Genomic DNA, 12608 nt, shown 5'->3' with positions numbered 1-12608 from the left:
GCCCCAAAGCCGATGAACCCGCACCCAACTCTTTTGCAGCGCAAATGCGTGCCCAAGCCATGGGGCCGCCTGCGCCTGCCTCACCCCTTCGAAGGCGCCGCATCTGAGCAAATTGGCGAAGTCTGGTTCGATGACGCAGGAACGACGCAGGACTTGCTCGTCAAATACCTCTTCACCAGCGACAAACTCTCCATCCAAGTCCACCCATCCGACGATTTGGCGCGCCAGTCAGGCCTTGCCTCAGGCAAGGAAGAATGCTGGATCGTCATTGACGCAGATCCAGGCGCCGCTCTCGGCATCGGCACCAAGGTCCCGCTTTCGCCTCAAGAATTGCGCGCCGCAGCAATCGACGGATCAATCGAGCAATTGATGGACTGGAAGCCCGTCTCGCGCGGCGACTTCTTCTACATCCCGCCAGGCACCGTCCACGCCATCGGCGCAGGCGTGTCGATTATTGAAGTTCAGCAAAATGCCGACGTCACATACCGCCTCTACGACTACGGCCGCCCGCGCGACCTTCACTTGGATGACGGCATCAAAGCCGCAACCGCAAAGCCATACGACGAGCGCATGCACTCCCGCATCGACTTCGCTTGCGAAGCGCGCATCTTTGACGGCCCCAAATTCGGCCTCTGGATCATGTCCGACTGGCCCGCAGACGGCCTGTCTGGCGAAGCTGTGCAGATCATTCCCTTAAGGGGCCAAGTCTCGATCAGGCAAGGCTCTGGCCATGGCGTCACCGCACAAGCCGGCGACTGCGTGCTGTGCCAGCCCCTCGCCCGCCTTCACGCATCACCCGACTTCATTTGCATAATGGCTCAGGCAAAAGTTTAAACAGTGGACACAGTAACACACCCCATCACGCCCATCATCCTGTCTGGAGGCTCTGGAACGCGCCTCTGGCCCCTATCAACGCCAGAGCGCCCCAAGCAATTTCTTGAACTCTACGGCGAGGGCACCATGATTGCTCAGACCATGCTCCGCGTCGCTGACGCGGACACGTTCACGCCCCCCACTCTCATCGGCGCCGCTCACCACGAGGCGCTCTTGAAGGCCTCTTTGTCAGAAGCGGGCATAAGGAACGCCAGCATCATTTTGGAGCCATGCCCTCGCAACACCGCGCCCGCCATCGCCTTGGGCGCCTTGTATGCAGGCAAAGACGCGCTTCTTCTTGTGATGCCAAGCGACCACGTCATCCGCGACAACGAAGCCTTTCTTGCGTCTGTCACGCGCGCCGTGCCCGCAGCCCTTGAAGGCCGCCTCGTCACCTTCGGCATCGAGCCCACATCTGCCGATACGGGCTTTGGCTACATTCGCGCAGGCGATGCATTGGAAGGCGTGCCTGGCGCATTTGATGTCGAAGCCTTCATCGAAAAGCCCGACCACGCAAGGGCACGTCACATGCTGAGTGAAGGCGGCCACTGCTGGAATGCAGGCATCTTCCTCTTCAATTCGGGTGCCTTTCTTGCAGAATTGGAGCGCCACCACCCCCACGTGTTGGAAGCCGCCAAAGCTGCCATCCAGCGCGCCGGCAAGTGGGACAACATAATTGCCCCCCAGGCTGAAAAGTTTGAAGCCTCTCCATCCATCTCCGTCGACTACGCCGTCATGGAATTGTCAGACAAGGTCGCCGTCGTGCCCATGTCTTGCGGATGGTCGGATTTGGGCAGCTGGGACGCGCTTGCAGACATTGGCGACAAGGACGAGGATGGCAACGTCATCATCGGCAACGTTCGCACTGAGGCCTGCTCCGGCAACCTCATCAACGCCTCGGGTCTGCGCGTCAGCGCTGTGGGCATGACTAACACCATCGTCGTCGTCTCTGGCGAGGAAGTCCTCATCATGCCCCGCGGCCAATCCCAATGCGTCAAGGACTTGTCGCAGTGACCTATGCGATTGAACGCTTAAGGCTTTGCGTCTTCGCGCATCTGGCCCGAACACCGGGCACCCACTTTTCGGGACGCGCTATGATAGTTTGCGTTATCGGGGGTTTGGGGGCTCGGTTGCAGAACCGGCTCCTTGGCCGGAAGAGAAATTTCCCAGCTTGCCGTATTTAGCCCGACGGCTCCGGGGCACCGTAATTCATTAGCTCTTTAACCGCCCTTGAGGAACGGCCATGGCTCATTTTTCTAACCAATCTGATCGTCGACAACGCTTCCTACGCCCTGTCGATATAATGGAATGGTTGCCCAAAGGTGACATCGCTGACCAACTTAAGAACTAGCCTTTTGGGCGAAGGCTCTTCAAGGGCGCGGTTAACTAAAAAGGAATTTGAAAATGAGGATCAGCATTTTTGGCATGGGGTATGTTGGCGTGGTAAGTGCAGCTTGCCTGCTCAGGGACGGCCACATAATCACAGGCATAGACCCTGTCCAAAGTAAGGTGGATGATTTAGCAGAAGGACGCTCGCCTATTTCTGAGCACGGCGTTCCTGAAATGCTCGCCACGGGTCACGCCGATGGCCGGTTATTCGCCGCTACAGATCCGTTCGAGGGGGTCAACAATGCAGATTTGATATTCGTGTGCGTAGGCACACCTAGCGACCCTGATGGTGGAATTAATCTTAGTCATGTGATTAGCTGTATGGGCGAAATAGGCAGGGCCTTGAAGCACACAGTTTCGCGCCCTCTAATCGTCTTAAGAAGCACGTCGCTGCCTGGAACTACCGAAGCACTCGTGATCCCCACCCTTGAGAAGGAATCCGGACTCAAGGTGGGGAACGATTTTGACGTGGTTTTCCACCCAGAATTCTTGCGCGAGTCCAGCGCCGTTCGAGACTTCGATGAGCCACCTAAGATCGTTCTCGGCGAGGGGAGGAATGGAGCCGGTGACCGCCTCATGGAAATCTACACCACCAAGTACGAAGCGCCTCGTTGGCGAGTTGGATTGGCGGAGGCAGAGCTGGTTAAATATGCTGACAATCTTTTTCATGCAGTGAAAGTAACGTTCGCCAACGAGCTTGGCGCAATCGCTCGCAGCGTAGGCATAGACGCCCGCCGCGTTGCGGACGTGTTTTGTAGCGACAAGAAGTTGAACATCAGCGCCCGTTACCTACGCCCGGGTTTCGCCTATGGCGGATCGTGCTTGCCGAAAGACCTCAGTGCTATCAACCGCTTCTGCAGCCTCAAAGCCATTGAAACGCCAATGCTTAAAGGAGTTCTGGAGAGCAATGCGGTCCAAATAGATCAGTTCGCCAAGCGAATTCTGAACACTGGCTTTAATACAATCGGAATAGTTGGCTTGGCATTTAAGAGTGGCACAGACGATATGCGAGAAAGTCCTTACCTGAACGTGGCCAAGATACTCTGTGGCGAAGGCAAGGCGTTGCAAGTATTCGATCCCGGAGTCGATATTTCCAGGCTAATTGGTAGCAACCGCGACATGGTCCAGGCAGCCCTTGGGCATCTTGAGCCGTTCATGGTGCCTTCACTTGAAGACCTGAGCAAGTGTGAATTGATATTGATAAACCACCGTATTGTCTCGGCCGACCAAGTAATGGCCTGGCTTGAATCCGGAAAAAAGGTTTTCGATTTGGCTAGTATTGAAGGCGTAGACACAGGGTCTAATAGTTACGAAGGCATTTACTGGTGAATTTATGAAAATACTTTATGTGCACCAATACTTTATAACTCCGGCCCAGCACGGTGGAACTCGTAGTTACGAGTTCGCCAAGCACCTCATGTCAAGGGGCCATGAGGTTACGATGATTACCAGTGGTTTGCAGAATACCGAATTCCCCGTCAAAGCTGGCGACAAAGTAACGGAACACGATTGCGATGGTATTCGCGTCCTCTCAATAGCAGCTGGCTACAATGACGCCCGGAGGGGGACAGGCATGGGTGGCTTTGCCCGAATGCGTAACTTCCTACGCTTTGCCAATCTTGCTACTAAGGTTGGCAAAACAGTCGCCAAACCGGATATTATCCTTTGCTCGCATACGCCGCTAACGGTCGGTCTCACTGGCATCAGGTTGAAAAAGCACTTTGGCGTGCCATTTGTTTTCGAAGTGCGTGATCTCTGGCCCGATGCACTAATTAACATCGGTGCGCTCCGCAACCCGCTGGCAATATGGTTCCTCCGCCGCATGGAGCGCAGGGCGTATGATGGAGCAGATCACATCGTGGCACTTTCGCCGGGGATGAAGTTGGGTGTTTGCAGGCAGGGAGTTGCAGAAGAAAAAGTTTCTGTGATCCCCAACTCCAGTGATCTGGAGCTTTTTCATCCGGATATTGACGGCAGCGAACATCGCGAGCGCCTTGGATTACGCGGCAAATTTACGGCCATATATTTCGGAGCGATGGGTTTGGCAAACGGGCTAGACTACGCTTTGGAAGCAGCAAATATTCTTAAGCGACGTGAAAGAGACGACATCGTGCTCGTTCTGCATGGTGAGGGTGGCATGAAAAGCGATTTGAAGGCGCGCGCCGCACATGCGAATTTGACGAATGTGATTTTCAGCGATTCGCTCCCCTCCAAACAGGAAGTATCTCGCGTCGTTGCGTCCTGTGATGTTTGCATGACAATCTACAAAGCAACAAAAGAGGTTACTTGGTCGCCTAACAAGATGTTCGACGCATTGGCGGCGGGCAAGCCTGTGTTGATAAACGTAGGGCAGTGGTTGGGTGAAACGATTGAAGAGAATGGTTGTGGCATAAGTTGCTCGCCGGAAGATCCAACGGATCTAGCAGATGCACTGGAGAAGCTATCCGCGGACCCTCATCTCCGGGCCCGGATGGGAAGAAACTCTCGCGCCCTGGCAGAGAACGAATTTGACCGAAAAAAGCTTGCGGCGCGCTTAGAAAACGTTCTCGCAGAAACGTTATCGTGAGCGCAATAGATCAAGAACTAAAGAAAAACGTCAGAGAATTTGAGTGTGGCGAAGCAAAAGCAGCTGCAATTCAGGCCCTTGACCATATAAACACCCCCCCGTCTAGATAAATGAAACACAAGGACAAGCTAATGCTTGAAGAAAGCACAATTCTGGTGACCGGTGGCACTGGCTCCTTCGGCAGTGCGTTCGTTCCCATGACGCTGGAAAAATTCAATCCGCGCAAAATAATCATACTGTCGCGAGACGAAATGAAACAATGGGAAATGAGCAAGAAATACGGGAGCGATCCGCGCGTTCGCTTCTTTATCGGGGATGTGCGTGATCGCGACCGACTGCACCGGGCTCTTGACGGTGTCGATTACGTGGTCCACGCCGCTGCGACAAAGATTGTGCCAACTGCAGAATACAATCCCTTTGAATGCGTGAAGACCAACGTTTTTGGTGCGATGAATTTGATAGATGCCTGCATTGACAGGGGCATCAAGAAAGTGGTGGCCCTTTCGACAGACAAAGCATCGAGCCCGGTAAACCTCTATGGGGCTACTAAGCTGGCCTCGGACAAGCTCTTTGTGTCAGGCAATGCATATGCAGGCGAGCACGGCACCACCTTCTCGGTCGTACGATACGGCAATGTGATGGGATCGCGAGGATCGGTCATTCCTTTCTTTATGTCGATCCGAGACGAGGGCGTATTGCCCATCACCGATCCGCGCATGACGCGTTTCATGATCTCGCTAGAGCAGGGTGTTGATTTGGTCTGGCACGCCCTTGCGGACATGCAGGGTGGCGAAATCTACGTGAAGAAGATCCCCTCGATGCGCGTTACCGAAATTGCCAATGTGGTAGCCCCCGGGGCCACCCAGAAAATCGTTGGTATCCGCCCAGGTGAAAAGCTGCACGAACAGATGATCGGGATTGAGGACGCGCCTTATACCTACGAATACCCTGAGCACTTCAAAATCCTACCAGCTATCAACGATTGGGATAGCACCGCTGAGCGCATCCAGGACGGCAAACGTGTCGCTAAAGACTTCACCTACTCCAGCGAAAGCAATCCAGAATGGATGAGCGAGGCGGCCCTAGCTGAGTGGATCGACGCCAATACCGAAAATATCGGAGCGAACTGATGATTCCATACGGCCGCCAAGACATCTCTCAGGAAGACATAGACGCGGTGAACGAGGTTTTGCGCTCGGATTTCCTTACACAGGGGCCGATGGTTCAGCGTTTCGAGGCGGCGGTCGCATCCTGGGCTGGCGCAGCGCGTGGGGTGGCTGTCAACAGTGCGACCTCCGCGTTACATATCGCATGTCTTGCGCTAGATTTGGGCCCTGGCGACCGGCTCTGGACTAGCCCCGTGACCTTTGTAGCCTCAGCCAACTGTGGACTTTATTGTGGCGCGACTGTCGATTTCGTCGATATCGATCCCAGAACGTACAACATGAGTGTCGCAGCGTTGGCCGACAAGTTGGCTGATGCCGAAAAAACAGGCACCTTGCCTAAGGTTATTATCCCGGTGCACATGTGCGGACAATCCTGCGACATGGCTGCGATCGGTGCGTTGGCAGCGTCGTATGGCATACGCGTAATTGAGGATGCGAGTCATGCGATCGGCGGGTACTGGCAAGGGAGCCCAGTTGGCAATTGCGCGCATTGCGACATCACCGTGTTCAGCTTTCACCCGGTCAAGATTATCACAACTGCCGAAGGCGGTCTAGCAACCACAAATGACCCGGAACTGGCCTCCCGCATGGAACGCCTAAGAAGCCACGGCATTACGCGCGAGCCTGACTTGATGACGCATGCCCCGGATGGCCCTTGGTATTACCAGCAGATCGAACTCGGGTTGAATTACCGGATGACCGACATGCAGGCAGCGCTTGGCCTCTCGCAGATGGCACGGCTAGAGCCTTTCGTCGTTCGCAGGCATGCGCTTGCAGAAAGATATGATGCTGCACTTGCGGATCTCCCACTCACTACACCATGGCAGCATCCCGACGCCTATTCAGCCTTCCATCTTTATGTGATCGCACTCGATGATGCTGCACGGCACCGGGCCGTTTTTGAAGGATTGCGTGCAGCTGGAATTGGCGTGAATCTTCATTATATTCCTGTACATCTGCAGCCATACTATCGGGACATGGGCTTTGCCCCCGGTGATTTCCCGACCTCTGAGGCATACTACAGCCGGGCAATTAGTCTGCCGCTCTTTGCCACGATGACGGAGGCGCAACAGGATGAAGTAGTTACGACACTAGAAGGTCTTTTGTCCTGATGCGTCTGGCCATCATACCGGCACGCGGCGGAAGCAAGAGGATTGCACGGAAGAACATCCGCGATTTCTGCGGCCGGCCAATAATAGCCTGGTCAATCACAGCCGCAAAGGAAAGCAAGTGCTTTGACCATGTAGTTGTCTCCACTGATGACGACGAGATCGCGGATATCGCTCGACAAGAAGGGGCCGAGGTACCATTCCGGCGCCCTTCAGAACTCGCAGATGACCTAACGCCCACAATTCCGGTCATCGCGCAGGGGATAGAGGCCTGCGAGGCGCATTATGGAGAGGCTGCCAAGGAGGTTTGCTGTCTTTATGCGACTGCGCCCTTCGTCCGTCCCACCGATTTGAAGGTCGGTTTCGATCTCCTCGAGCTTGGCAAATACAGATACGTTTTTCCTATTACAACATATCCTTTCCCCATCCAACGCGCCCTAAGACGGAAGGATTCAGGGCATGTAGCAATGTTCAGCCCTGAGAACTTTTCTAAGAGATCCCAAGATCTTGAAGAAGCTTGGCACGACGCAGGGCAATTCTATTGGGGAACGGCGCAAAGTTGGCGAGAGGGGCACCCGATCTTCCGCGGATCGGTCTTCGGGATCCCTTTGCCCCGACACCGGGTTCAGGACATCGATACCCCCGAGGATTGGGCGCGCGCCGAACTGCTGTTTAACGCTTTATCATTTTTCAAGGAGAAATCTCATGGCTCCCTTCAAGACTGACCAGGAAAAATTCTGGGCAGGTAAATTTGGCACGGAATATATACAGCGCAATCAAGGTGATCGGCTTCTTGCTTCGAATTTGGCATTTTTCTCCAAGGCGCTTGGCGCCGCACATGAGGTAAGTAGCTGTGTGGAGTTCGGAGCCAATATCGGCATGAACCTCAAGGCCCTTCGCCTTTTGCATCCGGACATGCATCTGTATGGGATCGAGATTAATACCGCAGCCGCGACCCAGCTGGCTCAGGCCATTGGATCCGAGAACTGCATTCAGGGCTCAATCCTTGAGATCACTCCTCCCGAGTGTGATTTAGCTCTTATAAAAGGGGTGCTGATCCACATTAACCCCGATGCTCTGCCCGATGTTTACGACAAGCTGGCTGCCGCGACGCGGCGCTGGCTTTTGGTGGCGGAATATTACAATCCCTCGCCTGTCTCTATTCCATACCGCGACCACGATGATCGCTTGTTCAAGCGTGATTTCGCGGGCGAAATCATGGAACGGCATCCATCTTTTAGGCTAGTGGATTACGGCTTCGCCTATCGGCGCGACCCGCAATTCCCTCAAGACGACATCACCTGGTTCCTTATGGAAAAGAAAGGCTGAGGCGATGATTACCTGGTGCAAGCGCTGCGTTATGCCCGACACTAAGCCCGATCTCCTCCTAGATGATGAGGGCATATGCAATGCATGCCGCAGCTACGAGAGCCGTAGTATTGTCGACTGGGACAAGCGCCGCAGAGAACTGGAGGAGGTGCTTGCGCGCTATCGCAACACCGACGGCTCAAACTGGGATTGCATAGTGCCCGTTTCGGGCGGCAAGGATAGCACCTATCAGGTGATCCGGATGCTGCAGCTCGGCCTTAACCCGCTTTGCGTAACATCGACAACCTGCGACCTGTCGGACATCGGCCGCAAAAATATCGAGAATATCAAGGCGTTGGGTGTGGATTATGTGGAGTTCTCGCCGAACAAGAGGGTGCGCGCGACGCTTAACCGGATTGGCTTAACTGAAGTCGGAGATATCTCCTGGCCCGAACATGTCGGGATCTTCACCATCCCCGTCCGCGCAGCGGTGCAATACCGAGTTCCGCTTATTGTTTGGGGCGAAAATAGCCAGAACGAATATGGCGGCCCTGCGGCGGCGGCGAGTAACAATGTGCTAAACCGGCGCTGGCTCGAAGAGTTTGGCGGACTTTTGGGTATGCGCGTGTCAGATCTAGTGGGCCAGCACGGGCTCGAAGAACGGCACATGATCGCCTATACTTACCCGACCGACGCGCAGCTCTCCGAAGTCGGTGTAACGGGACTGTTCCTAGGCCATTATATCCCTTGGGACGGCCTTTCTAATGCGCTGATCTCGGTCGCCAACGGCTTCACCAGTTATCCCATGACGGTCGAGGGATCTATGGTGAACTACGAAAACCTCGACAATTACCATACTGGGATCCACGACTATTTCAAATTTCTGAAATTCGGCTTCGGCCGTGTAACGGACCTTGCCTGCCTGCATATACGACGCGGGCGCTTGACCCGCCAGGATGGGGCCGACATCGTTAGGCAGCTAGATGGGAAATTCCCATGGAAATATCTTGGTAAGTCGCTCGAGGACATTCTCCACCCCCTCGACATGACGGTCGAGGAATTCATCCGCATCTGTGACCGCTTCACTAACAAGAAGCTCTTCGAGCGGCATTCCGACGGATCGCTGGCTAAGGACGCCGATGGCAACCTTTCGCTTAACCGCGAGGGCTTTTTATGAGAGTTGGAGTGGCGGATTACGGCGTTGGCAATCTCGGCTCGGTCATGCGATCGCTCGAAGAGTTGGGGGCTGACCCCGTTTTGATTTCAAAGGCTGCTGACCTCGAATGGGCCGACCGGATCATCCTGCCTGGTGTTGGCGCCTTCGCCGATTGCATGGAGGCACTTGAGGCAGGCGGTTGGCCTGAGGCAATCTCACAAATGGTGCAAGTCGAGGGCCGTCTCATTTTAGGTATCTGCGCGGGCATGCAGCTTTTGTCGAGCGGCAGTACCGAAGGCGCATCCGATAAAAAAATAGTACCGGGCTTGGGCTACATTCCTGGCCTGGTTCGAAATATTGGCCAGCTAGGCGTGACCAACCGCATCCCTCATATCGGCTGGAACGCGGTTTTGGCGGGGTCGGCCAGCGGCACCTTTTTCGAAGGTATCCCCGATGGCACCGATTTCTATTTCGTCCACTCGTATTCCTTCGTACCTGACGATCCGGCTCATGTCGCGGCCACGGTGCATTACGGCGTGAGTTTGACAGCAGCGGTCCGCAAGGATCACGTCTGGGGCACGCAGTTCCATCCCGAAAAAAGCTCACGCGCGGGATTACGGGTGCTGAAGAATTTCATTGACGCGAAGGTATGAGAGGCAGGTTCGGAACATGCTGAAGGTGCGGGTCATTCCAACGTTGCTCTGGAAAGGGGTTGGACTGGTCAAGGGCGTGAGTTTCGACAGCTGGCGGAGGGTCGGACCGGTTCTGCCGGCGATCAAGGTATACAACCGGCGTGAGGTTGACGAACTGGCGCTGTTCGACATTTTGGCACATTCCAGCGGCGAAGGACCCGACCTCGAATCGATTGTGGATTTCAGTAGCGATTGCTTTGTACCGTTGACTGTTGGCGGCGGAATTACCCGACTGGATCAGGTGCAGCCCCTGTTGCGAGCCGGTGCTGACAAGATAAGCTTAAACACGGCGCTCCACGATAATCCCGCCCTGGCCTCTGAGATTGCCAAGCGTCACGGTGAGCAATGTGTCGTTGCAAGCATCGACGCCCGGGCCGAGGAAGGCACTTGGATCTGCTATAAACGCGCTGGAACCCAACGGACTCGCCGCAAGGCGGCCGATTTCGCGCGCGAGATGGAGGATCGCGGCGTCGGCGAAATACTCATTACCTCAATCGAACGAGATGGCACGATGGAAGGTTACGACTTGGCCCTTATTGAATCCGTAGCCAGCGCTGTGTCTATTCCTATAATTGCCTCCGGCGGAGCCGGAAGCTATCAGCATTTAGTCGAGGCGGTAATACAGGCAGGAGCCTCGGCCGTGGCAGCTGCCAGCATGTTTCATTTTACCGAGCAAACACCCGCGGGCGCCAAAGCTGCGCTGGCTGAGGCGGGCCTTCCGGTTCGTATGTCATATGCCGAGAGCTAAAACTCATTTTATCGTTTTTCGGGCAGATGCATCCATCAAGATTGGCAGCGGTCACGTCATGCGCTGTCTGACTCTAGCCGACGCACTTGCTGCGGAAGGGTGTGTATGCCATTTCCTCTGCCGGGATTTGCCGGGGAACATGATGGCGCGTATCGCGGGGCGAGGGTATGGAGTGACAGCTCTTCCTGCGCCGACCCCAGATGAGGAAAGGTCCCTGAAGAGCGCAGGCCCAGCCTCTCCAGACGCCAGTTGGACGGACGTACCTCTCAAGGACGAGATCGCGCAGAGTCGCGAGGCAATAACCCGTTTGACCCCCGATCGGGTGATCGTCGATCACTACGCGCTAGATGCTCGCTGGGAAACGGAGGCGGTGCCGCGAGGCATTCCGGTCATGGCGATTGACGACCTCGCCGACAGGACGCACGTCTGCGATATTCTGCTTGACCAGAACCTGGGGCGTTCGGAAGCAGATTACGACGGCCTGGTCCCGGGATCAGCCCTGCGTTTGATCGGCCCTAAATTCGCGTTGCTACGCCCTGAATTTGCTGCGGCCCGGCCGGTCAGCCTTGCACGCCGCGAAGAGCCCCATCTGCATCATGTGATGATCTCCATGGGGGGCATGGATGCGGATGATACTACCAGCCAACTGCTTGATGCGCTCACTGTAATGGCAAAAGGTGCCGGACTACCCGAAGGGCTGGAGCTAAGTGTGGTAATGGGCAACATGGCACCGCATTTGAAGTCGGTGCAGGCGCGCGCCGCCTCTATGCCCTGTCCCTGCAACGTTGAAGTGAATGTCGAGGACATGGCCGCGCTTATGAGCAGTGTGGATCTGGCGATCGGTGCCGCTGGCAGTACCTCCTGGGAGCGGTGCTGTCTGGGCTTGCCGTCGCTTCTGCTAGTGCTGGCGGACAATCAACGCCCCAACGCAGACGCGCTCGTCAACAGCGGAGCGGCGATACTTTTAGGAGATAGCCGGCAGGAAGATTGGTCAATGATTCTGCAAGGACATTTGCAAAGAGACGCTACCCATAACCGTCTGCGGGAAATGTCCTTGGCCGCCGCCAAGCTGGCGGATGGCGGGGGAGCCGCCCGAGTTTTGGCTCAAATCCGATTGCGCTGGAACCAAATGCGCCCAGCTGATCTTAACGACATCGATCTCATCTGGAATTGGCGCTACGGCAATCATGCAGAGCGGTTCTATCGCAGCCCCCATGTTCCCGATCTCGGTGCTCATACTTCATGGATGGTAAAGGCGTTATCTGATCCGTTGCGCGATCTGCGTATCTTCTGTCATGCGGGACAGCCGGCGGCTCATATACGTTTCGACATTGCGCCCCAGGATCCTGCTGTCGCTGAAATCAGCATTTGTCTTTCCGGCGATCTACGTGGTCAGGGCATCGGACAACGGGCGCTTGGCATGGCCATCATGGACCCGCCACCGGGCGTGCGGCTTCTTCATGCGGAAGTACATCGAGATAATGTCGCTTCGGTCCGGATCTTCGAGAAGCTGGGCTTTCGCCAAGTTGCAGCCGATGGAGATTTTTATCGAATGAAGTTACGGCTTAATATCTCCAGAAATCAGACGGCAATTTAGTCAA

Annotated in this window: 12 protein-coding genes; all 12 read left to right on the top strand. The window is 55.4% G+C overall.

Going from position 1 to position 12608, the window contains the following annotated elements; genetic code table 11:
- The first annotated feature begins 12 nt into the window (after positions 1 to 12).
- The 12 genes from VRS74_RS08305 (at position 13) to pseG (ending at position 12604) form a co-directional block, all read left to right on the top strand.
- Complete coding sequence (locus tag VRS74_RS08305) at positions 13 to 834, top strand: class I mannose-6-phosphate isomerase (protein WP_354144788.1); 822 nt, start codon at positions 13 to 15, stop codon at positions 832 to 834.
- Between the two features lie 3 nt (positions 835 to 837).
- Entirely contained in the window at positions 838 to 1887 is a 1050-nt protein-coding gene (locus tag VRS74_RS08300; protein ID WP_354144787.1) for a mannose-1-phosphate guanylyltransferase/mannose-6-phosphate isomerase, read from the top strand.
- A gap of 390 nt (positions 1888 to 2277) precedes the next feature.
- Entirely contained in the window at positions 2278 to 3591 is a 1314-nt protein-coding gene (locus VRS74_RS08295) for a nucleotide sugar dehydrogenase (RefSeq protein WP_354144786.1), read from the top strand.
- Between the two features lie 4 nt (positions 3592 to 3595).
- A complete protein-coding gene (locus VRS74_RS08290) occupies positions 3596 to 4828 on the top strand; it encodes a glycosyltransferase family 4 protein (RefSeq protein ID WP_354144785.1) in 1233 nt (410 codons plus the stop codon).
- 110 nt (positions 4829 to 4938) lie between these two features.
- Positions 4939 to 5958 carry a UDP-N-acetylglucosamine 4,6-dehydratase (inverting) gene (pseB, locus tag VRS74_RS08285; protein WP_354144784.1) on the top strand — a complete coding sequence of 340 codons (1020 nt, stop codon included), beginning with the start codon at positions 4939 to 4941 and terminating at the stop codon, positions 5956 to 5958.
- Entirely contained in the window at positions 5958 to 7106 is a 1149-nt protein-coding gene (gene pseC / locus VRS74_RS08280; RefSeq protein ID WP_354144783.1) for a UDP-4-amino-4,6-dideoxy-N-acetyl-beta-L-altrosamine transaminase, read from the top strand. The genes pseB and pseC overlap by 1 nt, the downstream gene beginning before the upstream one ends.
- Positions 7106 to 7828, top strand: a complete 723-nt coding sequence (pseF, locus tag VRS74_RS08275) for a pseudaminic acid cytidylyltransferase (RefSeq protein WP_354144782.1) — start codon at positions 7106 to 7108, stop codon at positions 7826 to 7828. The genes pseC and pseF overlap by 1 nt, the downstream gene beginning before the upstream one ends.
- Positions 7809 to 8432 carry a pseudaminic acid biosynthesis-associated methylase gene (locus VRS74_RS08270; protein ID WP_354144781.1) on the top strand — a complete coding sequence of 208 codons (624 nt, stop codon included), beginning with the start codon at positions 7809 to 7811 and terminating at the stop codon, positions 8430 to 8432. Before pseF ends, VRS74_RS08270 begins: the two co-directional genes overlap by 20 nt.
- A 4-nt stretch (positions 8433 to 8436) precedes the next feature.
- Complete coding sequence (locus VRS74_RS08265) at positions 8437 to 9588, top strand: N-acetyl sugar amidotransferase (RefSeq protein ID WP_354144780.1); 1152 nt, start codon at positions 8437 to 8439, stop codon at positions 9586 to 9588.
- A gap of 8 nt (positions 9589 to 9596) precedes the next feature.
- A complete protein-coding gene (gene hisH, locus VRS74_RS08260; protein WP_354144779.1) occupies positions 9597 to 10220 on the top strand; it encodes an imidazole glycerol phosphate synthase subunit HisH in 624 nt (207 codons plus the stop codon).
- Between the two features lie 16 nt (positions 10221 to 10236).
- Positions 10237 to 11007: an imidazole glycerol phosphate synthase subunit HisF gene (gene hisF / locus VRS74_RS08255; protein WP_354144778.1), complete on the top strand. Its 771-nt coding sequence runs from the start codon at positions 10237 to 10239 to the stop codon at positions 11005 to 11007.
- Complete coding sequence (gene pseG, locus VRS74_RS08250) at positions 10994 to 12604, top strand: UDP-2,4-diacetamido-2,4,6-trideoxy-beta-L-altropyranose hydrolase (protein ID WP_354144777.1); 1611 nt, start codon at positions 10994 to 10996, stop codon at positions 12602 to 12604. Before hisF ends, pseG begins: the two co-directional genes overlap by 14 nt.
- Positions 12605 to 12608: the final 4 nt, after the last annotated feature.

The sequence above is a fragment of the Altererythrobacter litoralis genome, assembly GCF_036324225.1.
Lineage (GTDB): Bacteria > Pseudomonadota > Alphaproteobacteria > Sphingomonadales > Sphingomonadaceae > Erythrobacter > Erythrobacter litoralis_A.
The sequence above is the reverse complement of the archived record's forward strand: the minus strand, read 5'-3'. Positions and strand labels throughout refer to the sequence as shown.